We start from the raw sequence: 20,814 nt of genomic DNA, 5'->3' as shown, positions 1-20,814 counted from the left end.
CGAAGGAGACAAGAGACCATGACCAATCGAAGAATCTTTACCTGCATCGCACTGGCCGCGTGCGCGCTCGCCAGCGTGCCCGCACTGGCCCAGAACAAGGCCACGGTGATGGGCGTCTCGGTGCCCGCCGCCACGCACGGCTGGACCGGCGGCGTCGTCTACTGGGCCAACCGCACCAAGGCCGAACTGGAGAAGCAGTACCCGGGCATGAAGGTGTTCGTGAAGACCGCGGGCTCGGCCACCGAGCAGGCCAACCAGGTGCAGGACTTGCAGACGGTCAACAAGATCGACACGCTGGTCATCCTGCCCTTCGAATCGGCGCCGCTCACCAAGCCAGTGGCGCAGGTCAAGGCCAAGGGCGTGTTCGTCACGGTGGTCGACCGGGGCCTGACCGACCCGAACGCGCAGAGCGCCTACGTGGCCGGCGACAACCCGGGCTTCGGCAAGGTCGCGGGCGAGTACATGGCCAAGACGATGGGCGGCAAGGGCAACGTCGTCATCCTGCGCGGTATTCCGACGGTGATCGACAACCAGCGCGTGGATGCCTTCAACGAAGTGATGAAGGCCAACCCCGGCATCAAGGTGCTCGATGCCAAGCACGGCAACTGGAACCGCGACGACGCGTTCAAGGTCATGCAGGACTACCTCACGCGCTTCAAGCAGATCGATGCGGTGTGGGCCTCCGACGACGACATGGCCGTGGGCGTGCAGAAGGCCATCGAGCAGGCCAAGCGCGACGACGTGAAGCTGGTGGTGGGCGGTGCCGGCGCCAAGGGCTACATCAAGAAGGTGATGGACGGCGACAAGATCGTCTCGGCCGACGTGACCTACGCGCCGAGCATGATCGCCGACGCGATGAACCTCACGGCGAAGGCGCGCGTGGAAGGCGGTGCGATGCCGGCCACCACGATCATTCCGTCGGTGCTGGTGACCAAGGAGAACGCGGCGAAGTACTACTTCCCCGATTCGCCGTTCTGAGCGGATTGCCGGGGCGCGTGCGGGGACTTGTTCAGGGCGCGATCGCGCCGATGGGGCATTTCCCCGCATGATCCGGCGATGACCCTCCCCACCCTTCCTTCGCTGCGGCGCTCGGCCGCTGCCGCAGCATTGTTGTCGCTCCTGTGCATGGCCGGCGGCGTTCAGGCACAAGCCGCGGACGCCCTGCCGCCCAAGGCCACCGCGGCACTGTCCATGGCCGTCGACGGCACACAACGCACTCCTGCGAACCGCGCACGCGACGGTGCACGACACCCGCTCGAAACCCTTGCCTTCTTCGGCATCCGGCCGAACTCGACGGTCATCGAGATCGCACCCGGCGGCGGCTGGTACACCGAAATCCTCGCGCCCTATCTGCACGACCACGGCCGGCTCTACGCCGCGCACGAACCCGCCGACGGCACGCCCGGCCAGCAACGCGCCCGCACGGCGTTCCGTGACAAGCTCGCGCGCGACCCGAAGGTGTATGGCCGCGTGGTGCTCGGCACGATGCCGACCTCGGCCTTCACCGACATCCGCCCGCCGGGCGGCGCCGATGCCGTGCTGACCTTCCGCAACATCCACAACTGGATCGAGGACGGTCATTTCGACGAAAGCCTGCGCGCCTTCTACGACGTGCTCAAACCCGGCGGCGTGCTCGGCGTGGAAGAGCATCGCGCGCCGGCCGGCACGAGCTTGGCGCGCGTCATCGCCAGCGGCTACGTGCCGCAGGACTTCGTCATCGAGCGTGCGAAGGCGGCAGGCTTCGAACTCGCGGGCAGCAGCGAAGTCAACGCCAATCCGCGCGACACCAAGGAGCATGCGAATGGCGTCTGGTCGCTGCCGCCGACGCTCCGCGGCGGCGAGGTCGATCGTGCGAAGTACCAGGCCATCGGCGAGTCGGACCGGATGACGCTGAAGTTCGTGAAGCCGCGGCGACCGTCGCATTGACCGGCGGGCGGCACGCTAGAACCGTGCGCGCGCTTCTTCCTGCGCCCTGTCGATTTCCGCATGGTTCGACTAGGCCCAGCGGTCCACGGCCAGCAGCGTCTTGCTCAGCGATAGGCCGAGCGCGCTGAGCCGGTACTCCACATGCGGCGGCACCGTCTGCCGGTCGTCACGCAGCACCAGCCCGTTGAGCTCCAGGTCGCGCAGGGTCTGCGTGAGCATCTTCTGGGAGATGCCGCCGACCTGGCGCAGCAATTCGTTGTTGCGCTGCGGCTTGCCGCGCAGCAGCGGAATGACGAGCAGCGCCCATTTGTTGGCGATGAGTTCGAGCACGCGGCGCGAGGGGCAGCCGGCGTTCCACACATTGGCCGGCGCTTCGGCTTCGTCTGCCACAGGCGCGAGCGTTTTCGACGACGGCTTTTCGATTCCCATGGTTACCAGAAGGTGCGTACTTGTTGTGGAGGGAGGTGGCGGGAAGTATCGGGTCTCGCTCTTTTCCCGCAAGCAACAAGGAGTCTTTCATGGGATGGATTTTTCTACTGGCCGCAGGCCTCGTCGAGATCGCGATGGCCGCGGCGCTCAAGCAATCGGAGGACTGGACGCGGCTCGTGCCTTCGGTGCTCGGCGTGCTCACCGCGCTCATCAGCATCTTCCTGCTGGCCAAGGCACTGCGCTACCTACCGCTCGGCCCGGCCTATGCGATCTGGACCGGCATCGGCTCGGTCGGCGTGGTGCTGATGGGCGTGCTGTGGTTCGGCGAGGCGCTCTCCGCGGCGCGGCTGGGTTGCATCGTGCTGGTCGTTGCGGGCTCGGTCGGGCTGCGGCTCACCGAAGCCTGATGCGAAAGACCCGCCAAGGCCGAGAATTTGGAACTTCGGTATTCGTTATCGACGAGGGCAGGGGGTCTTTAACCACTCCGGCACTGGGCCGATTTTCAGGGGGCTTCAAACCGTCACGACATGGGAGCAAGATGCCCGTCCGCCGATTTCTTGCCGTCACCCCGATCTGACCGAAGGAGCCTGCCTCATGTTCGCCACTGCAGAACGAACCATCAAGATCCCCGGCCCCGACCATGCCATCACCATCGCGCGCAATCCGCACCGCGTGGTGGTATCGGTCGACGGTTGCGTCGTCGCCGATACGCGCGAGGCGCTGACACTGCGCGAGTCGCACTTCGGAACGGTGCACTACATCCCGCGCAAGGACGTGAAGATGTCGCTGCTGGAGCGCACACGCCACGCCACCTACTGCCCCTACAAGGGGGAGGCCAACTACTACAGCATTCCCGCGGGCGGCGAGCGCTCGGTGAATGCGGTGTGGACCTACGAGGCGCCCTACGACTCAGTCTCGCAGATCAAGGACCACGTGGCCTTCTATCCGGACCGCGTGGGGCCGATCGAAGAGCGCATCGTCTAGCCTCCGCCCCCCGAGTCGACAGACAAAAAGCCGGGCCCCGCTTTCGCAGGGCCCGGCTTTTGCACGTTCGCTCGCCGTTCAAGGCGAGGTTCAGTCGATTACAGCGGCAGTGCGTCGCCACGAGCGGCGGCGCGGGCTGCGGCACGCACCGTGGCGCGGTCCACACCGCTTGCCAGCACCGGTGCAACACGCGACGAGGCGCCTTCGGCATACGGGTTCTCGCTGCGTGCAGCGACGGCGGCTTCGGCACGGACGGCGGCGCGGCTGGTCGAGGAGACGAACACTTGCGCAGGGCCTGCATTGGCACCGGTGGCGTACGGGTTCGCGCTGCGAGCGGCAACCACCGCCTGGCCGGCGACATCGGCGCGGCTGACGGTGGAGTTCACTTGCTGCACGCCTTCATAGGTTTCAGCGTGAGCGGCGCCGGCAACGGCCATCAGGGCAACAGCAACGGCGGAGAGGAGCTTGGAGGCATTCATTTCGATTTCCTTCAGTTCAGTTCAAGTTCAAGTTCTTGCTTGGTTGATTACGAACCGGTCTTGGGTGGGTCACCGTCCCTCCGGGGGCGGCCACCTCGCTCGGGGCCCTGTTCACTCGGATCAACTGTGTGGCTGGTCCGTGAGATGAATTGTGCGCCGCCATCTAGGTAAAAACCCTTGGCAAAAGGAACCGCGGTGTTCACAGCCGGGAAACAATCGTGGCTTGCGCGGCCACGACAGCCGTCATCCCCAGGTCAGGGGGTCCAGGTGCAGATAGAAGGCAAGGCGCTCGTCGTCAGGGGTGGCGATGCCGTGGACCTCGAAGAGCGACCTGCGCGCCGCGAGCGGTTGCCCGGCGTCCGTCCAGGTCTCGCGCGCGTTGGCGAGCAGCAGCGAGAAGTCGACGTAGCGGTCCGCCGTTCCGAGGCGTCCGAGGTCGATGAGGCCAGTGCAGCGCAGCGTCTCAGGGTCGACCATGAAGTTCGGCAGGCACGCATCGCCGTGGCAGACCACGAAGTCATCTGCTTCCTGCTTCAACCGCTGCGGCAGCTCCGCACGCAGGCGATCCAGCAGCACCGACGGTGGAATGGCCTGGTGTTCGGGGTCGAGGAAATCGGGGTTCACCGCATTCCGCGCGATGACATCGGTGGCGCGATCGAACATCGCCGAGAGGCTGCGCGCGAACGGGCAATCGCCCACCGGAATTTCGTGCAGTGCCCTCACCCGCTCGGCGATGGATGGCCACGCCTGAAGCAGTTCCACCGCTGTGAGATCGCTGGCCGGCACGCCCGCCACGACGCGCGTCACGAGGCATGCGCCGTCGCTCGACGCGTGCCAGTCCAGCACCGCCGCGGACCCGAGGCCGAACGGCGCGAGCCACTCGGTGCGAAGGCGCTCTTCGTCGAGTTGCCCAGCGCCTTCGCCGAATGAAACCTTCGCGAACGCAGCACCGTCGCTGCGTCGGAAAACCGCATCTCCAGACTCGCCTTCACTGGCGCGAATCCAGGTCTTGCCGAGCGGGAGTTGGGGCAACAGGTTCGCGGCGTCCATTCGGCGTCAGTGCCCTACCGATTTCGAGAACACATTGACCACCACGACGCCCGCGATGATCAACCCCAGCCCGGCAATCGCAGGACCGTCCAGCGACTGGCCGAACCACAGCCAGCTCACCACCGAGATGAGCACGATCCCCACGCCCGACCAGATCGCATACGCGATGCCGGTGGGCAGCACCCGCAGCGCGAGCGACAGAAAGTAGAACGACACCGCATAGCCCACCACCGTGGCCACGCTGGGCCACAGCCGGGTGAAGCTGTCGGAGGCTTTGAGGAAGCTGGTCGCCAGCACTTCGACGACGATGGCGACCGCGAGATAGATGTAGGTAAGAGCCATCGAAGGACTCTAAACGCCCATCGCGCGAACTCAGCGCAGAAACCCCAGCACCGCCTGCATGAACTCCGCCGGGTATTCGATGTTCGACAGGTGCACCGCGGGCAGCACGACCAGCCTGGCGCCGGGCACGGTCGCGGCAATCTGTTCGCCGTGGCTTGCGGCCGTCACCGTGTCGTGCTGGCCGGCAATCACCAGCGTGGGCCGTTCGATCAGCGCGATGGTCCGGCGCAGGTCTGCATCGCGCACCACTGCGTAGGAGCCGGCCAGGCCTTGCCGGTCCGTGGCCAGCAGCATCGCGCGGAACGTTTCGACAACGGGCTCCTTCGCCGCGAGCATGCGCGCGGGGAACCAGTTGGCCAGGAAGACCTCGGCCGTCTCTGACATGTCCGGCGCCTGCAGCACGGCGGCGATGCGCTCGTCCCATTGCTTCTTCGGCCCGAGGTAAGGCGAGGTGTTGCTCAGGATCAACCGGTCAATCCGCTCGGGTGCATGCACGCCGAGCCACTGCCCGACGAAGCCGCCCAGCGAGAGGCCGAGGAAGTGCACGCGCTCGATGCCCAGCGCATCGAGCAGTTCGATCACGTCGCGGCCGAGCCGGTCGAGCGAATAGGCACCGACAGGAACGCCCGAAGCGCCGTGACCGCGCATGTCGTAGCGCAGGACTCGGAAGTGCTTCGACAGCTCTTCGATCTGCGTGTCCCACATCCGCAGCGTGGTGCCGATGGAGTTGGACAGCACCAGCACGGGCTTGCCGGCTTCGCCGTCGATGCGGTATGCGATGGGCGCGCCGTCGCCGGCGTTCACGAAATTCAGGTTGTGGGTCATGGAGAGCTCGCTTTCTGTTCGATGGGTCGATGAAGCAAATCGTAGTTGCGGCTCTTCCACAAAGATATTACAAAGATCAGTCAATCTCTGTAGTCAAAGCTGACATGACCGAATTCACCTTGCACGACCTGCAATGCTTCGATGCCGTGGTCCGTGCCGGAGGCTTTCAGGCTGCCGCGACGGCACTGCATCGCTCGCACCCCGCCGTGTTCGCCGCCGTTGCCAAGCTGGAGCGGCAACTCGATCTCGTGCTGCTCGACCGCAGCGGCTATCGCGTGCGCGCCACCGAGGCCGGGCTCTCGTTTCATCGCCGGGCGCAGTCGCTGCTGCGCGAACTGGAAGGCCTGCGCACCCACGCCGCGCAGCTCGCGATGGGCGAGGAAAGCGAACTGCACGTGGTCGTCGGCGACCTGTGTCCACGCCCTCAGGTGCTGGGCATGCTCGGCCGGTTCTTCTCGCAGTGCCCGGGCACGCGCCTGCACCTGCATTTCGAGGCGGTCGCCGGTCCGTGGGAGCGGCTCTTCGACGGCGAGGCCGATGTGATCCTGCACCGCGTCGACAAGAGCGACGCGCGCGTGGAATGGGTGGACCTGTGCAAGGTGCCCTTCATTCCCGTGGTGGCGCCGGGCCTGCTGCCGGAGCCAACGCCGCGCGCGATCACGCCGGATCGGATGCGCGCGTTCACGCAATGCGTCATGCGCGACACGGCGCGACATTCACCGCAGCAGGACTACTTCATGGTCGAGGGTGCGCCGCAATGCACGGTGGCCGACCAGTCGATGAAGAAGGAGATCATCCTGCAGGGCCTCGGGTGGGGCCACATGCCGCGCTTCCTGATCGAGGACGAGCTGCGCGACGGCCTGCTGCGGTCCATCGCCGGGCGCCATCTGCCCGGCAGCACCGAAGAGCTGGTGGCGGCGCGGCGCCGGGACCGGCCGCAGGGGCCGATCGCGAACCGGTTGTGGGATCACATCCAGCAGGAGGCGCCGGCATTGCACCGCGCGCTCGGTCCTCGCAAAGCTGCGCCGCGTGCAAAGCCACGCACGCGCCGGTAGGCCGCCTCAATCGGGCGGCAGCACACAGCCAGCGAGCGCGATTGTTTCGTACGATGTCCAGGGTTCGAGATGCATCCGCTCTTGCCCCCTGAGGGCCGAGAATCACGCGGTTGGCTCTTGCGGCAGGTGGCTGCAGTCGGCCCACGAACGATCATTCAGTTCGCACGGACCGACGACCGCTTCGCCCAGAAGCAGTCGCTGAGACCCAGGACGGGTATAGAAAGGGTTACGAGGTAGCAACAGTGAAGAACAAAGCGATCAAACTTGCAGTCGTGGGACGCGGCCTGATCGGATCGGCAGCCGCCCGGCATCTGAGCAAGATGGGCTGCGAGGTCACGCTGATCGGCCCCTCCGAGCCGAGCGACTATGCGCATCACGATGGTGTCTTCGGCAGTCACTATGACGAGGGGCGCATCACCCGAAGGCTGGAACCGCATCCGTTCTGGATGCAAATGAATCGGGCATCGATCTCGCGCTACGGCGAAATTGCCGCAGAAAGTGGCATCGACTTTTACCGTGCAGTTGGCGTGCTGCACATCGGAGCCAGCGATAGCCCCGAGGTCGCCCTGATCGGCGAGATCGCTGAAGCAGCCGGCATCCCATGCGAAGCATTTGAGGATGCGAGCCTGGCGAAGCGATTTCCGTTCTTGCGATCGACAAAGGGCATGCGTGGCTTCTTCGAGTCAGTCGATGCCGGCTACATCAGTCCGCGCCGCCTCGTCCAGGCGCAGACAGTCGCAGCGCAGCGAGCCGGCGCTCGCATCATCGACGAGCCCGCCCTGGGAATTTCGGAATGCGGCTCTGGTGTGACGATCAAGACAAGGTCGGGAAGTATCGAGGCCGAGCGCGTTCTCGTTGCGGCAGGCGGTCATACCGCGTCGCTGCTTGGCCGGTCGTTCGGATTCAAGGTTCTTGGACGCACAGTGGCGATGTTCCGTCTCGGCGAGGCGGAGGTTCGACGCTTGTCCGGCATGCCGTCGATGCGTTGTTTCGGTCCCAAAGGGATGGACCCATACATTCTGCCGCCGATTGCCTATCCCGATGGCCACACGTGGCTCAAGCTCGGAGGCGATCCGGTCGACGTCGAACTCGATAGCGAGGTCGACATCAAAGACTGGTTTCGCTCTGGCGGCTCGACTCGCGTGGCCGATGGCTTGCAAGCTCAAATCCTCGATCGCATTCACGAGTTGCAGTTCGAGGAACGCCGCGTCGTACCTTGTATGACCACCTTTGGCGATTCGGGCCTGCCGCAGATCGGACCGCTTTCGGACCGAGTCGCGGTCGCTTTCGGCTGCTATGGCAAGAGCGCCAAATGCTCGGATGAGATGGGTCGCCTGGGAGGTATGGCGGTGCTCGGCGAGACGAGAGCGGAACTCGCTCCCTGAATTCTGTTCGAGCGTGATGAGAACCGCTGATGGCAGGCGTAGCAAGCCTGAATTGGGGTTTCTGTTCTGTATGGATCGGGGGTCCGCTTCGGAGCGCGCGGAGCGACCGCTAGCAGCGCGAAGCTGACCGTCGAGACGACAGTTTGAAGGGCGGCAGTGGACTCATAGCGACTCTACAGATTTCTCCGAAGCGGGCGTTCAAGGTCATCGGTTGGCACTCTCGCCCAACGCTAGTCAGTACAGTTCCCGACGGATATCCGCGCGGCGCACCGCCACATAGCCCCTGTGCCGAGCGGGCGTGAGCACAAATGTGCGTGGGTAGGCACTGTTGTTCATCTTCCAGTGGCTGATGACGGCTTCGGTCATCAAAGAGGGTTGCCATGGTGAGATCGTGGCCGGGCTCGGGCATCAGGCCAAGTGAGAGCTCCCTGGCCCGGTAATCGAGAGCGCTACTGATTTCCGTAGGATTGAATCGACCGCCCTCCCGGGTTAGGCTCCCCTGCAATAACGACAGGAGGAGTTCATGCGAAGCCTTGCAACTGCAGTCCTTGCGACAGCGCTCGCAGGTTGCCATGCGATACCAGCGGCAGAGCGCGAGGCCACCTTGGAGACAAAGAAGGTGTGCTGCACTGAAGTGTCCCAGTTTCGGTACGAGAAACTCGCCACGGGGGCGTCCACCCAATTCCCTCTCGACGAAAACGCACCCGTCTATCGCTTCGACGGCAACAAGAGCTATCTGAAGGCCTTCGAGATCGACGAAGCCGCAAATCGCGGCCTCACGGTGAAGAGTTACTTCAATGGCCCGCTGATCGGACAGTACCTCCATCCGGCGGTGCTTTTTCTCGATCGGCAGTTCAAGCCTCTCCCGGGAAGTCCTCTGAACATGCAGTTCGTCCAAGGCCGGATGTTCGGTGGTGACAGCAACGCGCACATGTTCGGAGGGGTCCGCATCCCTTCAGCCACGCGCTACGTTGTCTTCTACAAGCAGTCATATGCCCTTCCTGCAGCCGTTGCCCAACTGCGACCCGAGGGCAGCATCGTGATGGCCGGCACGACCCCGATCTACATGTCTTCTTCGAGCGGCAAGAGAATCGAGTTGGAGCGTGCCCCAATCGGAGAACTTGCGATCACGCTGGTGCGGTAGCGTGACGATCATTGTGGGTCGGCTTCATCGCATCTACAGGTGATCCCCGAGCGCCGGAGCGAGAGGAAATTTCAATAAGGTTGGTTGCACTGCTGTCATCATTAGGGGGCCCTTGTCCGGGCCCACAAAGAATCCGTCGTTGGTGCGTACGCCCTAACCCCGCTGCGGTAATTAAAAGATTGCCGGGGAAAATCATGCGAATTTTCTACTTTCTCTGGTTCCTCTTTTGCGCGGGTTGGGGTTACCTCTCTGCAACCTTTCCTTTGGAGCAGACGCAGTCTTTGCTAAAGGACGCACTCTGGTTTCCAACGGTATTTTTTAGCTCGCTTTTCGCGATCTGGATCGAGCTCAGGACACTTCCAGCGCACAAACTGGCTTCTGCTCCCTCGTTCCAACTGAAGCCTTGGAACAGACCGACTGGGATGGCAATATTTATCGGACTGTCGTTCGCATTTGTAGGATTCTGGAGAGCGCTCCTTTCGTGGGCCTATGGCCTGTCAAGTCCGTCTGTCGGAATACGATTTTTATGTATGGGCACCGGCTTGCTAGCCGCCTGCTGGCTTGCTTACCGTGTCTTTCCCGACCAATTCTTGGCGGTTGGTGATGCGAGGCGGTAGGCGTTCCACGCCGGACATAATTTTGTGCCTCACTCGACGACAAACACCGCCGCTAAACAGGCAATTGAATTTTTTCTGAAAACCTCTAGCCACTAATGATGCAACGACGGCAGGCGCTAACCGGATTCTTGCTTGTGACCTCCATCGCAGGCCATGCACATGGTCAAGCGGCCCTGAGCGAATCCGTCGAGAACTTGATGTTCGTGCTACGCGAGTTGCCGAAACAAAACCGGCAGACCGATGCACTGGTTCCTATCGGCGAGATCGAATTGACGTTGCCGGACGGGACCAAAGTCATGGACTTGCCCGCCTATTTTCGCTACATCGGAGACATGCACATCCGATTTGTCTTCGACGCTCCCAATATGGTCCGCGGCGCGAAGATGAAGGACTTGGAACGGCTCGGCCTCTCCCCCGAAAAAGCGTTGGCCGTCGCGATGGCAAACCTCAAGAGGGTGTACGGCAATCCGATCTCGGTTCCGTGGAACGATCTGCAGTTGGTCAAGAGCAAAGAGTCCGACTATGACAGCAGTTACTTTGTGGATCGTGAGTTCTGGATGGCCATTGGCAAAAACCACCCAGACGGCGTCGTTGTCGCTGTTCCGAAGCGCGGCGGTCTGCTGTACACGCCTCTATCTGACGCGAAGGCCGTTGCGGGTCTCCGTCGAGGCATCGGCTACCTGCACAGCAGCAGCGAAAAGGCTCGTGTTTCTTCCGCGCTCTACCTTTTCAAAGAAGGCAAGTGGTCGGTGCTCCAACCTCCGCGGTAGTCGTGATTGCAGCCCCTGCCGGGTCGGCGATAGAGCGCGAGGCAGACATGACCAGGGTGCTATTTGCCAGTGCGTGGCGCTGCGGCGCCGACGTCATCAACGCCTAAGGCTTTCGGTGGCGAGTGGTTGGTATGGAATGCAGGTCGCAGGCCTGATTTAAGCCATTGTGGCGAAGGGCTGCTTCTGGCCGACGGTCCCCATTCGCACGATCCCTTTGAATGCCTGCATTCGCTGCGCAGTTGCCCCTCTCTAGCGAACCGCTCCGGTCTTGACTCGGAGACCTAACCGACTGCATGCGCCAAAAAAAGAACTACGCCGACCGCCTACACCGCCGACAAACCAGCGACCGCGCGATGGGACCAACGCCGCACGGCCAACAGTTCAGCCCGCTTCGTCATCCATCGCCGCACCGCGATCCTTGATGCGCGTGACCTGCGACAGCACCGCATCGTCGGCCGTCATGTCCGCCCGCTGCCCCTTGTAGACCGGCTGCTCGAACTTGCCGCCCGCATAGCGGTAGAGATAGCGCACCTCGACCAGCGTGCCCGCGGCCGGCAGCGCTTCGTTGGGCGGCACGGTCACATTGCCCATGTCGACCATCGCGCCCGTCTCGTCGCGCAGCCCCACGGCCACCGAGCGCTGCGCGTTGACGCGGATCACCTCGCAGGTTGCGCTCTGGTTGAACTTGAACTTCAAGCTCGTGGTGCTGCGCCCTGCCGCGAACGGTGCGGCGAGCGCCTTGAGCACATAACCTTCGCCATGCGCCGCCAGCAATTGCGCAGCGCGGCGGCGCTTGCCTTCGGCGGTGGTTTCGAGGTCGAGCACCACCATCCAAGGCAGGCGGCCGGCTGCTTTCTGCAGATGGCCGAAGCGTTCGATGAAAGGTGCGCCGCGCAGGTCCTGGCCATCGAGCTCCAGCAGATCGAAAGCCTTGAAGGCATCGCCCACATGCTCACCCGCGATGACGGTGCGGCCCGCAGGAACGCCAGCCCCGCCGACCCAGGCCTGAGGAATATCAACGAAGAGCCCGCGGCGGTTGGTGCCGCGCACCGCCTCGCCCTCGATCAGCAGGATGCGGTTCTCGCCATCGGCCTTTTCCTGCAGGCCCCAGCCCGCGTCGTCGAAGTAGCGCGCCACCTGCTCTTCGAGGATCAGCGTGGGCAGTTGCGGCAGCTCGCCGCTGATGCGGCCGGCGAGGTCGGTCGAGGTGTAGAGCGCGCCGGACTGGTCGGGCGTATAGCCCTTGGAAGTTTTTTCCTTCACGACCTTGTCGTAGATCTTCAGCGCGGCCTCGAAGGCGACCGGGCTGCTGGTTTTGGTGCCGGTGGCGAGCGTGCCGCCGCGGCGGCCGTTGCCGTAGTCGACCACCCAGCCGTCGTCCTTCGGGCGCAGGTGGACCTGGTAGACCTTGTCGGAGCCCTGGCCTGTGAAATAGAGAAAGCTCGATTGGGCGCCTGGCTCGCCGGACGATTTTTCGGCGGGCGCAGCTGAAGGCTTCACCTTGGTCGGGGGCTCCGCTGGCTGCGAGCTCAACTCCCGCAGATCAACCTCCGGCCGCATCGAAGCCGCCCCATTCCACCGCACCTCGAACCCCGCCTTGCGAAAGTGCTCAACGATGAGTTCGCCGACGCGCTGCATGTCCGCATCAGCGCCCTTCGGCGCGCCCCAGAACGCAAGCGACAGCTGGCTGGTGCTCTTCGCGCGATTCAAATCCTGCCGTGTGTAGAAGCAGAAGCCATGCACGCCGGCCGCCTTGCCGCCGCGCTCGCGAAATGCCTCGGAGCAATCGGAGAAACCATCGGACTGCGTTTGCCCCGCATCCTGCAGCGTGACAAGCCCGGCCTTCGTCAGCGCATCGAAGACCTCGTCGATCCTTGCCTTGGCGGCGCGCCATTGCGCCGTCGTCATCTTCACGGGATCGGGTTCGGGCGGCGGTGGCTCGGGAATCGGCTTGCCCGTGACGCGCGCGAGGAGCTCGATCACCTCTTCCATCATCGCGTTCACCGTGACGTGGTTGCCGTGGCTGTCGCTCACGTCGGCGTTGGCACCCGCATCCAGCAGCAGTTGCACCGCATCGGTCGTCGGTGCGAATTCGGCGGCCAGGTAGAGCGCGGTGCGGCCATCGGTGCCGGTGTATTCCAGCGGGCTTCCGGCTTCGAGCAGCAACCGCAACACGGCGAGATTCGGCTCGATCTCGGTCTCGTTCGATCCCATCGCGGCGCACTGCAGCGCGGTGAAGCCCTGCTTGTTCACCGCGGCCATGTCAGCCCCGGCCGCGATGCATGCACTCACGGTTTTCACATCGGCCTCGCGCGCCGCTTCGAAAATCTTCTTCGGATTCATGGCACTCCCTGTGTGTTGGTTTTTGGATTCTGCCGCAGGCACATTGCGCCACATGGCACTTCACAGGCCGCGCGAACCTCGCTACATTCGACCCCTCGATTCACAACACAGACCGGAGGTGCGCGATGGAAGACACTGCTATTCATTCCCCCACTCCTCTACGGTTTGTTGTCGGGTCGATCATCAAGAACTGCTGCTGACGCGCCTCTTGCGCAGCCTGTGCCCCTGAAGGCATAGCAGCCGGTTCGATCCTCGCGGCGTTCTGCCGCGACAAACCGCCCGATTCAAACGCCGCCACGGTATGCATGTGCGTGCCGCGCGCGATCCGTTCATTTTTTCGAATCAAGGCCCACCATGCTTGAATCCCGTGCCGCCGATGCGCGGCCGTTTTCGATTTTCCATTTTGATCCCCAGCAGGCGTCCGCCGAAGAATGGGCGCAGGCCCTCGCCTTCTGGCGTCTTCGCTCCGAGGAAGACCACCCGGGCGAACCGCAGCCCGACGACGCCCACACCGCGCAGAACGTGCGCCAGCACACGCCGCTGCACGTCGTGCATCGCGTCTTTGTGCGGGACGCGCAGGGCCTTGTCGTCGGCAGCATCAGCATGGGCGTTCGCCGTGAAGGAACGCCCGACTACGAGGCCTTCGAGCCATTCATCAATGTCTGGGGCGGGGTGCCTCAATCTCACAGGCGGCAAGGCGTTGGCAGCCTTCTGTTGCGCGAACTGCTTGCGCTGATGGACGCGCAGGGAAAGACCACCGCCACCTTCAACGTTCACCTCCCCGAGAGCCACGCATTCCTTGCCACCATTGGTGCGACCGAAAAGCACCGCAGCATGGAAAACCGCATGGCCTTCGCCGGCCTCGACGAAGAAGCACTCGCCCGCTGGCGCGCCGACGCGCTCGCGCCGGCGCACGGTCTGCGCCTGGAGATCCACGCAGGTCGCGTGCCCTTCGAGCGGCTCGCCACGCTGATGGCGCCGCTCTCGGCATTGCTCGAAGACGCACCCACCACCGGTCTCTCCCGCCCGCCCATGCGTTACGAGCTGGAGGACTTCCGCGCCTGGTACGCCGAGATAGACCGCCGCGGCGGCGAGCACTTCCTGGTGCTGCTGCTCGACGGTGACGAGGTGGCCGCGGTGTGCGATGCGAGCTGGAACCGGCTCTACCCCGACCGCATGTTCCAGCGGCTCACCGCCGTGGCCCGGCGCTGGCGCGGCAAGGGCCTGGCCAAGGGGGTAAAGGCGGTGATGCTGCAGCTCGTACGCGAGCGCCATCCGGAGGTGGTGATGGCCGTCACGCAGAACGCGGAGGTCAACGCGCCCATGCTCGCCATCAACCGGCGACTCGGCTTTGCCCCGCACAGGCATGATGCGGCCTACCAGATCGGCACGGAGAGTCTGAGAGCCTTCCTCTCGACCCGTTCGCCGGCTTCGCGGGAGGCACGCGCTTGAAGACACCACAAAGACTGCAGACCCTCGTGGACGAGGGCCTGATCGACACCGTCGTGCGCCAGCTCATGAGCGGCAAGGAAGCCATGGTGTATGTCGTGCGCTGCGGCGAAGAAACGCGCTGCGCCAAGGTCTACAAGGAGGCCGACAAGCGCAGCTTCCGCCAGGCCGTCGACTACACCGAGAACCGCCGCGTCAAGAACACGCGCGAGGCCCGCGCCATGGCCAAGGGCACGCGCTTCGGCCGCAAGGTGACCGAGGCCATCTGGCAGAGCGCCGAGGTCGATGCGCTCTACCGCCTGGCCGCGGCCGGCGTGCGGGTGCCGACGCCGCACAACTTCCTCGAAGGCGTGCTGCTGATGGACCTGGTGACCGACGCCAACGGCGACGCCGCCCCGCGCCTGAACGACGTGGCCTTCTCGCCCGAAGATGCGCAGCGCCACCACGCGAGCCTGCTGCGCGAGGTGATGCGCATGCTGTGCGCGGGCGTGGTCCACGGCGACCTCTCGGAGTTCAACGTGCTGCTGGCCGAAGACGGCCCGGTGATCATCGACCTGCCCCAGGCCGTGGACGCGGCGGGCAACAACCACGCCAAGCGCATGCTGCTGCGCGACGTGGAGAACCTGCGCAACTTCTTCGGCCAGTTCGAACCTGCGCTGCTGAAGACGCACTACGGCGACGAGATCTGGCAGCTCTACGAACGCGGCCTGCTGCGGCCCGAGACGGAGCTTTCAGGCACCTTCGTGCGCGAGACCGGCCCGGTGGATCTGAGCAATGTGCTGCGCGAGGTGGACGATGCGCGCGCGGAAGAAGCGGCGCGGCTGCTGCGCATGCAGACGCCGCGACAATAGCGGGCTGCTCTCGCCCGCCTCGATGACTTCCAACGCCCTGCCCCAGCGCCCGCCTGTTTTCTCCACCCTCCGCCACATCGCCAGGGCCGCGGCCTTCGTCGCGCTGGGCGTCGGCTCGGCGGCGCATGCCGCCGGCATTCGCCTGGAAGATGACCGTGGCACCACGCTCGAACTGCAGGCGCCGGCCAAACGCATCGTCTCGCTGATGCCCTCGCTCACCGAGACGGTCTGTGCACTCGGCGCCTGCGACCGGCTGGTGGGCATCGACCGCCACGCCAACTGGCCTGTGCAGGTGAAGGGCCTCCCGCAGGTGGGCGGCATCGACGACGCGAACATCGAGCGCATCGTCGCGCTCAGGCCCGACCTCGTGCTCCTGCGCCCGCGCAGCCGCGCCGCCGAACCGCTGGAGCGGCTGGGCATCAAGGTGCTGGCACTCGACGCCAAGACCCATGCCGACATGCGACGGGTGATGGAGACCGTGGCACGCGCCACCGGCAAGCCCGGCGCGGGCGAGGCCTTCTGGCGCGGGCTCGATGCCCGGCTCAATGCAGCCCGGGCCCGCGTGCCGCTGGGCTGGCAGGGGCGCCGGGTTTACTTCGAGGTGCATGGCGGCGTGGCCGCAGCGAGCGAAAGCTCTTTCATCGGCGAGACGCTGGCACGGCTGGGCCTGACCAACGCGGTGCCGGGCACGCTCGGCCCCTTCCCCAAGATGAGCCCCGAATTCGTGGTGCGCGCCGATCCGGACGTGCTGATGGTCTCGGCGCTCGGCGAAATCTCCTCGATGGCTTCGCGGCCCGGCTGGTCGGCCATGGCCGCCATCCAGCGCGGGCGCGTCTGCAGCTTCGCCTCGGCGCGCTTCGACCTGATGATGCGGCCCGGTCCGCGGCTGGACGAAGCGGCCGATGCCATCGTGGGCTGCCTGGTCTCGCTGGGCAACCCGAGGCCCTGAGCCCGGGGGAGCCACTGGGCACCGGGTGTGCGCTGACGTACCATCCGGACACCTTGCCGCCCGCCCTGAGCCCCCTCACCCCCGCCACCTCCGCTGCCCTTGTCGACAGCGAAGAAGCCATTGCGCGGGACGTGACGGCCGTCGGCCGCATCAGCGCGGTGCCATCGCTGCTCAAGATCATCTGCCAGAACACCGGCATGGGCTTCGCCGCCGTGGCCCGCGTGACCGATGGCACCTGGACCGCCTGCGCGGTCGAGGACACCATCCAGTTCGGCCTGCTGCCGGGAGGCCAGCTCCAGGTGGAATCCACGCTCTGCAAGGAATCGCGCGCCGCGCGGCTGCCGGTGGTCATCGACCACGCCAGCACCGACCCCACCTACCGCGACCACCACACGCCCCGGCTCTACAACATCGAGAGCTACATCTCGGTGCCGATCATCTACACCAACGGCGACTACTTCGGCAACCTGTGCGCCATCGACCCCCGGCCGGCGAACGTGTCCGACCCGCGCACCGTGGCGATGTTCACCGCCTTCGCCGACCTGATCGCGCGCCAGCTGGAAAACGAAGCCCGCCAGGAGCGCGCGGAAGTCGCGCTGCAGTCAGAGCGCGCCACGGCCGAGCTGCGCGAGCAGTTCATCGCCGTGCTGGGCCACGACCTGCGCAACCCCTTGTCCGCGGTCGGTGCCGCGGCCGAGCTGCTGATCCGGCGCCAGGCCGAGCCGGACCTCGTGAGGCTCGGCGCGCGGCTCAAGTCGAGCACGCGCCGCATGTCCGGCCTGATCGACGACGTGCTCGACTTCGCACGCGTGCGGCTCGGCTCGGGCATGGGCCTCACGATCCGCGAGACCGATTTCCTCGCCTCGGGGTTGAAGGAGGTGATCGACGAAGCGCGCGCCTCCAACCCGCACTTGGACATCCGCGACGAACTGTCGATCAACCGCGTGGTGCGCTGCGACCCGCCGCGCATCCAGCAGGTGCTGTCGAACCTGATCGGCAACGCGGCGACGCACGGCGGACCGGACGACCCCATCGTCGTTCGCGCCGCGCTCGAAGACGACCGGCTGGTGCTGTCGGTGAGCAACGGCGGCGAGCCCATTCCCCCGGACGACCTTCCGAAAATCTTCCAACCCTACTGGCGCCCCGCGAACAGCAAGCCCGGCGGCGGGCTGGGGCTGGGCCTTTACATCTGCTCGGAAATCGTCGGTGCCCATGGCGGCACGCTGGAAGTCACCTCGTCCGTGGCGGAGGGCACGCGCTTCGTGGCGACCCTCCCCATCGGCTGACTTCATCTTTCTCGAAACACAGCGGCAATGCACAGGATCGGTACAGCGGTCGTCCCCGCCACGGACTTCACGCGCGGCGAACTCACGGCGCTCTGGAACCGGGCCTATGAGGGCTATTTCGTGCCGATCCGGTCTGACGAACAGATCTTCGCGCGGCACCTGCGGCGTGCGGCAGTGGACCTGGCGCTGTCCCGGGTGATCACGGTCGATGGCGTGCCCTGCGGCATCTCGCTCACCGGCCGGCGCGGGCTGCGCGGCTACCTTGCCGGCTTCGGCATCGCGGGCGCGCACCGTCGCCAAGGGCTGGCACGGCAGCTCATCGAGGCACAGGCCGAGGCTTGGTCGAAGGCGGGGCTGCATCACATCTCGCTCGAAGTCATCGCACAAAACACGGCCCGCGCGCTCTATGGCCAGGCGGGCTTCGAGGAACTGCGCACGCTCGACGTGCTGGAAGGAAGCTTCGAGGTGCGCAGCGCCGTCGCTTCAAGGCAGCTCGACCCCACCGAGCTCGCGGCCGTGCACACGGCTTGCGCCGCTGTCTCCTGCCCCACATGGCGCCGCGAATTGCCGACCGTGCGGGACGCCATCGACAACGAGAACGCTATCGCACTCGGTGTGACGCGCGGCACTGCGCTCGTCGCTTATGCAGTCATTCCGCCCACGGGCACCGCGCTGCTCGACGCTGCGGCCATCGACGACGCCGCAGCCCACGACCTGCTCGACGCCCTCGCGGCCGCCCGCCCCGGCACCCGCTGGCGGCTGGTCGACGAGCCCACCGGCAGCCCGCTTTTCCACGCAGCCACCGCGCGCGACGCGACGGCTGTCATCCGACAGATCGACATGGCATTGCCCTTGCATCCGTTTGCCAACGTCCGGCCCTCCCCATGAAATCCCGTCAAAAGCAGCCCACCTCTTCCACCCCGTTCATCCGCGTCGGCCCGAGCGGCATCCATGGCCTGGGCGCCTTTGCGACCCGCGACCTGCCTGCGGAGGCGTTTCTAGGCCTCTACGAAGGCCGCCGCTACACAAAGGAGGAGATCGCCGCCAAGGCTTGGGACGACCAGCTCACCTACCTGTTCACGCTGTCGAACCACGAGACCATCGACGGCGCCAAGGGCGGCAACGGCACCCGGCACCTGAACCACGCTTGCGAGCCGAACTGCGAAGCCGTCGAGGAATACGACGAGGCCGGCGAGATGGTGCTGAAGTTCCAGACGCTCGTGGCCGTGGATGCGGGCGACGAGCTGTTTATCGACTATTCGCTGACGGCAGATGACGGCTCGCCGCCATCGAAGTACCCCTGCCATTGCGGCTCGCCGAACTGCCGCGGCACGATGCTGGCGCCGGTAGACGACGCAGGGGAAAAAGACGTCGCGACGGAGGCCGCGCCCGCCAAGCCGTCACCGTTCAGCGACCTGCCGTGGTGAGCTGAACCAGCCTCAGGGCGACTCGGCTTTCAGGCTGCGCAGGTGCTCCTCGGCCCGTTCGAGTTCCGCGCGAAGCGTGCGGATTTCCTGCTCCACTTTCTCGATGCGCGCCGCGCGGCCCTGCGCGGGCGGCAGCGCCACGCAGCGCATCTGGAGTGCGGCCAGTTCCTCGCCGAGGTCGCGCCGGCGCAGCATCTGGCCGCGGGAGCGTGCGAGCGCCATGTCGCGCTCGAGCACCGCTTCCTGCGCCTTGCAATCGGCCGCGTCCACCGGCTCGGGCGGCACCGTCTGTGCGAAGGCGGGCATGGCCAGGGCCCATGCAAGGGCGAGGAAGCAGGGTTTGATGCGCATGCCGCGAAGGTACCCGAAACACCTCGTGTTGGGGGTTCTCTGCCCTATGCCGTGCGGGCCATGCACTTGATCTCGATCAACCAGTCCGCGCTCCCCAGGCGCGAGACCTCCACCAGTGTCTGCGAGACCTGCGGCTCGCCGCCGAACATCTCGGTGCGGATGCCGAAGAGCGCATCGGCGTTGTCGAGGAAGCCGGCGATGTCGGTCACGAAGAGGGTCTCGTCCACGATGTCGGCCATGGTGGCGCCGAAGGACGCGAGCACCGTGGCGACGTTCCTGTAGGCCTGCCGGACCTGCGCCGCGATGTCGCCGGCGCCGACGGTCTGGCCGTCGTTCGTCACACTCACCTGGCCCGAGAGATAGATGGTGTCGCCGACCTTCACGCCGTCGGCAATGATTTTCCTGAAGGGTCCTTCCCGGACCACGTGCCTCGTTGCAGACATGCCGCTTCCTTTCGCTGAATGGGGCGGCAGTATCGAAGGGATTTCGCCGGCAGCCGGCACCCGCAAAGGATGGCCTTTGGCGATCGAAGCCAATCGCCGCGGCGTGATGTGCACCGGCGATTCCTGTGGTTCAGGCAGGCCGGTCTGCAACCAGGTAGCGCGCCTGCCAACGCGCCGCGAGCTGCTGCGCGCGGTGCAGCGGCACGCGCGCCGCTTCGAAATCGACCACACAGGCAAAGTCGGCCGCTTCGGGCCGCATCGGGCTCTCGCTGCTGCGGCCATCGGTGAGCAGCCACAGCCAGCGCTGGCGTGCCGCACTGTGTGCGAGCAACTGGTCGGCGCGCTGCACGCCGAGCGCGAGCGGCGTGCCACCGCCGGCGGCGATGGGCGCGATCCAGTCGTCGTTCCAGGCGCTGGCGCGGCGCGGCGGCAGGCGCAGCTCGACCACCTCGCCGGCAAAGCACAGCAGCGCCACGTGGTCGCGCCGCTGGTAGGCCTCTTCCATCAACGACAGCAGCAGGCCCTTGGCGCGCGCGAGGTTGCCGTCGTTGCGCATCGAGGCGGAGCAGTCGAGCAGAAAGCAGTGCAGCGCGCCGCTGCGGGCCTGCAACGGGCGGCGGCGCAGGTGCCCCGCGCGCAGCGTGTCTGCGCCTCGATTCGTCAGCGTGCGCGGCCAGTCGAGTGCGGCGCCCGGCGATGCGGCGCCGTG

At 65.5% G+C, this 20,814-nt stretch carries 23 protein-coding genes; 14 read left to right on the top strand and 9 right to left on the bottom strand.

Going from position 1 to position 20,814, the window contains the following annotated elements:
* Positions 1-18 precede the first annotated feature (18 nt).
* Positions 19-978 (top strand): substrate-binding domain-containing protein, encoded by a 960-nt coding sequence (locus tag NU688_RS30295; RefSeq protein WP_257864551.1) that lies wholly within the window; start codon positions 19-21, stop codon positions 976-978.
* Positions 979-1,056: 78 nt separating this feature from the next.
* Positions 1,057-1,926: a class I SAM-dependent methyltransferase gene (locus tag NU688_RS30290; RefSeq protein ID WP_257864549.1), complete on the top strand. Its 870-nt coding sequence runs from the start codon at positions 1,057-1,059 to the stop codon at positions 1,924-1,926.
* Positions 1,927-1,995: 69 nt separating this feature from the next.
* Here the strand turns inward: NU688_RS30290 and NU688_RS30285 are convergent, their stop codons facing one another.
* The gene (locus NU688_RS30285; RefSeq protein WP_257864548.1) at positions 1,996-2,355 is read right to left on the bottom strand and encodes a helix-turn-helix domain-containing protein; all 360 of its coding nucleotides are present in this window, start codon (positions 2,353-2,355) and stop codon (positions 1,996-1,998) included.
* Positions 2,356-2,444: 89 nt separating this feature from the next.
* Between NU688_RS30285 and NU688_RS30280 the strand changes: the two genes are divergently transcribed.
* Positions 2,445-2,762: a multidrug efflux SMR transporter gene (locus NU688_RS30280; protein WP_257864547.1), complete on the top strand. Its 318-nt coding sequence runs from the start codon at positions 2,445-2,447 to the stop codon at positions 2,760-2,762.
* Positions 2,763-2,949: 187 nt separating this feature from the next.
* The gene (locus NU688_RS30275; protein ID WP_257864546.1) at positions 2,950-3,339 is read left to right on the top strand and encodes a DUF427 domain-containing protein; all 390 of its coding nucleotides are present in this window, start codon (positions 2,950-2,952) and stop codon (positions 3,337-3,339) included.
* A gap of 98 nt (positions 3,340-3,437) precedes the next feature.
* On the opposite strand, the gene NU688_RS30270 is transcribed toward NU688_RS30275, so the two are convergent.
* From NU688_RS30270 to pcaD, 4 genes are all read right to left on the bottom strand, one after another.
* Complete coding sequence (locus NU688_RS30270) at positions 3,438-3,818, bottom strand: helicase SNF2 (protein ID WP_176656667.1); 381 nt, start codon at positions 3,816-3,818, stop codon at positions 3,438-3,440.
* Positions 3,819-4,061: 243 nt separating this feature from the next.
* Positions 4,062-4,868, bottom strand: coding sequence for an APH(3'') family aminoglycoside O-phosphotransferase (locus tag NU688_RS30265; protein WP_257864545.1), 807 nt, complete (start codon positions 4,866-4,868; stop codon positions 4,062-4,064).
* 6 nt (positions 4,869-4,874) lie between these two features.
* Positions 4,875-5,210, bottom strand: coding sequence for an SMR family transporter (locus NU688_RS30260; protein ID WP_257864543.1), 336 nt, complete (start codon positions 5,208-5,210; stop codon positions 4,875-4,877).
* Positions 5,211-5,240: 30 nt separating this feature from the next.
* Complete coding sequence (gene pcaD, locus NU688_RS30255; protein ID WP_257864542.1) at positions 5,241-6,035, bottom strand: 3-oxoadipate enol-lactonase; 795 nt, start codon at positions 6,033-6,035, stop codon at positions 5,241-5,243.
* Positions 6,036-6,139: 104 nt separating this feature from the next.
* Here pcaD and NU688_RS30250 point away from each other — a divergent pair, with 104 nt between their 5' ends.
* The 4 genes from NU688_RS30250 to NU688_RS30235 all read left to right on the top strand — a co-directional run bounded on the left by NU688_RS30250 (position 6,140) and on the right by NU688_RS30235 (position 11,006).
* Positions 6,140-7,090 carry a LysR family transcriptional regulator gene (locus tag NU688_RS30250; RefSeq protein WP_257864541.1) on the top strand — a complete coding sequence of 317 codons (951 nt, stop codon included), beginning with the start codon at positions 6,140-6,142 and terminating at the stop codon, positions 7,088-7,090.
* Positions 7,091-7,332: 242 nt separating this feature from the next.
* A complete protein-coding gene (locus NU688_RS30245; protein ID WP_257864540.1) occupies positions 7,333-8,475 on the top strand; it encodes an FAD-binding oxidoreductase in 1,143 nt (380 codons plus the stop codon).
* A gap of 523 nt (positions 8,476-8,998) precedes the next feature.
* Positions 8,999-9,619 carry a hypothetical protein gene (locus NU688_RS30240; protein WP_257864539.1) on the top strand — a complete coding sequence of 207 codons (621 nt, stop codon included), beginning with the start codon at positions 8,999-9,001 and terminating at the stop codon, positions 9,617-9,619.
* Between the two features lie 751 nt (positions 9,620-10,370).
* Positions 10,371-11,006 (top strand): hypothetical protein, encoded by a 636-nt coding sequence (locus NU688_RS30235; RefSeq protein WP_257864538.1) that lies wholly within the window; start codon positions 10,371-10,373, stop codon positions 11,004-11,006.
* 381 nt (positions 11,007-11,387) lie between these two features.
* On the opposite strand, the gene NU688_RS30230 is transcribed toward NU688_RS30235, so the two are convergent.
* Entirely contained in the window at positions 11,388-13,349 is a 1,962-nt protein-coding gene (locus NU688_RS30230) for an ankyrin repeat domain-containing protein (RefSeq protein WP_257864537.1), read from the bottom strand.
* A 354-nt stretch (positions 13,350-13,703) separates the two neighbouring features.
* Between NU688_RS30230 and NU688_RS30225 the strand changes: the two genes are divergently transcribed.
* The 6 genes from NU688_RS30225 to NU688_RS30200 are packed head-to-tail and all read left to right on the top strand — an operon-like array spanning position 13,704 to position 19,311.
* Positions 13,704-14,801 (top strand): GNAT family N-acetyltransferase, encoded by a 1,098-nt coding sequence (locus tag NU688_RS30225; protein WP_257864536.1) that lies wholly within the window; start codon positions 13,704-13,706, stop codon positions 14,799-14,801.
* The gene (locus NU688_RS30220) at positions 14,798-15,649 is read left to right on the top strand and encodes a PA4780 family RIO1-like protein kinase (protein ID WP_257864535.1); all 852 of its coding nucleotides are present in this window, start codon (positions 14,798-14,800) and stop codon (positions 15,647-15,649) included. Before NU688_RS30225 ends, NU688_RS30220 begins: the two co-directional genes overlap by 4 nt.
* A 22-nt stretch (positions 15,650-15,671) precedes the next feature.
* Positions 15,672-16,598 (top strand): ABC transporter substrate-binding protein, encoded by a 927-nt coding sequence (locus NU688_RS30215; RefSeq protein ID WP_257864534.1) that lies wholly within the window; start codon positions 15,672-15,674, stop codon positions 16,596-16,598.
* A gap of 53 nt (positions 16,599-16,651) precedes the next feature.
* Positions 16,652-17,884 carry a GAF domain-containing sensor histidine kinase gene (locus tag NU688_RS30210; RefSeq protein WP_257864533.1) on the top strand — a complete coding sequence of 411 codons (1,233 nt, stop codon included), beginning with the start codon at positions 16,652-16,654 and terminating at the stop codon, positions 17,882-17,884.
* A gap of 27 nt (positions 17,885-17,911) precedes the next feature.
* Complete coding sequence (locus NU688_RS30205; RefSeq protein WP_257864532.1) at positions 17,912-18,772, top strand: GNAT family N-acetyltransferase; 861 nt, start codon at positions 17,912-17,914, stop codon at positions 18,770-18,772.
* A complete protein-coding gene (locus tag NU688_RS30200; protein WP_257864531.1) occupies positions 18,769-19,311 on the top strand; it encodes an SET domain-containing protein in 543 nt (180 codons plus the stop codon). The genes NU688_RS30205 and NU688_RS30200 overlap by 4 nt, the downstream gene beginning before the upstream one ends.
* Positions 19,312-19,323: 12 nt before the next feature.
* On the opposite strand, the gene NU688_RS30195 is transcribed toward NU688_RS30200, so the two are convergent.
* The 3 genes from NU688_RS30195 to NU688_RS30185 form a co-directional block, all read right to left on the bottom strand.
* Positions 19,324-19,662, bottom strand: coding sequence for a DUF1090 family protein (locus NU688_RS30195; protein WP_257864530.1), 339 nt, complete (start codon positions 19,660-19,662; stop codon positions 19,324-19,326).
* A 44-nt stretch (positions 19,663-19,706) separates the two neighbouring features.
* Entirely contained in the window at positions 19,707-20,105 is a 399-nt protein-coding gene (locus tag NU688_RS30190) for a RidA family protein (protein ID WP_257864529.1), read from the bottom strand.
* 130 nt (positions 20,106-20,235) lie between these two features.
* A complete protein-coding gene (locus NU688_RS30185) occupies positions 20,236-20,715 on the bottom strand; it encodes a VWA domain-containing protein (protein ID WP_257864528.1) in 480 nt (159 codons plus the stop codon).
* Between the last annotated feature and the right edge of the window lie 99 nt (positions 20,716-20,814).

Origin of the sequence: Variovorax sp. ZS18.2.2, assembly GCF_024701975.1 — a bacterium.
GTDB lineage: Bacteria > Pseudomonadota > Gammaproteobacteria > Burkholderiales > Burkholderiaceae_C > Variovorax.
This window is presented reverse-complemented; position numbering and strand designations above follow the sequence as displayed.

What these genes read in the sequence shown, in the direction of transcription:
- pcaD (WP_257864542.1), bottom strand. Translation starts at nt 6,035, where the DNA reads ATGACCCACAACCTGAATTTCGTGAACGCCGGCGACGGCGCGCCCATC.
- NU688_RS30275 (WP_257864546.1), top strand. Translation starts at nt 2,950, where the DNA reads ATGTTCGCCACTGCAGAACGAACCATCAAGATCCCCGGCCCCGACCAT.
- NU688_RS30195 (WP_257864530.1), bottom strand. Translation starts at nt 19,662, where the DNA reads ATGCGCATCAAACCCTGCTTCCTCGCCCTTGCATGGGCCCTGGCCATG.
- NU688_RS30260 (WP_257864543.1), bottom strand. Translation starts at nt 5,210, where the DNA reads ATGGCTCTTACCTACATCTATCTCGCGGTCGCCATCGTCGTCGAAGTG.
- NU688_RS30285 (WP_257864548.1), bottom strand. Translation starts at nt 2,355, where the DNA reads ATGGGAATCGAAAAGCCGTCGTCGAAAACGCTCGCGCCTGTGGCAGAC.
- NU688_RS30280 (WP_257864547.1), top strand. Translation starts at nt 2,445, where the DNA reads ATGGGATGGATTTTTCTACTGGCCGCAGGCCTCGTCGAGATCGCGATG.
- NU688_RS30205 (WP_257864532.1), top strand. Translation starts at nt 17,912, where the DNA reads ATGCACAGGATCGGTACAGCGGTCGTCCCCGCCACGGACTTCACGCGC.
- NU688_RS30265 (WP_257864545.1), bottom strand. Translation starts at nt 4,868, where the DNA reads ATGGACGCCGCGAACCTGTTGCCCCAACTCCCGCTCGGCAAGACCTGG.
- NU688_RS30290 (WP_257864549.1), top strand. Translation starts at nt 1,057, where the DNA reads ATGACCCTCCCCACCCTTCCTTCGCTGCGGCGCTCGGCCGCTGCCGCA.
- NU688_RS30240 (WP_257864539.1), top strand. Translation starts at nt 8,999, where the DNA reads ATGCGAAGCCTTGCAACTGCAGTCCTTGCGACAGCGCTCGCAGGTTGC.
- NU688_RS30215 (WP_257864534.1), top strand. Translation starts at nt 15,672, where the DNA reads ATGACTTCCAACGCCCTGCCCCAGCGCCCGCCTGTTTTCTCCACCCTC.
- NU688_RS30200 (WP_257864531.1), top strand. Translation starts at nt 18,769, where the DNA reads ATGAAATCCCGTCAAAAGCAGCCCACCTCTTCCACCCCGTTCATCCGC.
- NU688_RS30250 (WP_257864541.1), top strand. Translation starts at nt 6,140, where the DNA reads ATGACCGAATTCACCTTGCACGACCTGCAATGCTTCGATGCCGTGGTC.
- NU688_RS30295 (WP_257864551.1), top strand. Translation starts at nt 19, where the DNA reads ATGACCAATCGAAGAATCTTTACCTGCATCGCACTGGCCGCGTGCGCG.
- NU688_RS30225 (WP_257864536.1), top strand. Translation starts at nt 13,704, where the DNA reads ATGCTTGAATCCCGTGCCGCCGATGCGCGGCCGTTTTCGATTTTCCAT.
- NU688_RS30190 (WP_257864529.1), bottom strand. Translation starts at nt 20,105, where the DNA reads ATGTCTGCAACGAGGCACGTGGTCCGGGAAGGACCCTTCAGGAAAATC.
- NU688_RS30230 (WP_257864537.1), bottom strand. Translation starts at nt 13,349, where the DNA reads ATGAATCCGAAGAAGATTTTCGAAGCGGCGCGCGAGGCCGATGTGAAA.
- NU688_RS30270 (WP_176656667.1), bottom strand. Translation starts at nt 3,818, where the DNA reads ATGAATGCCTCCAAGCTCCTCTCCGCCGTTGCTGTTGCCCTGATGGCC.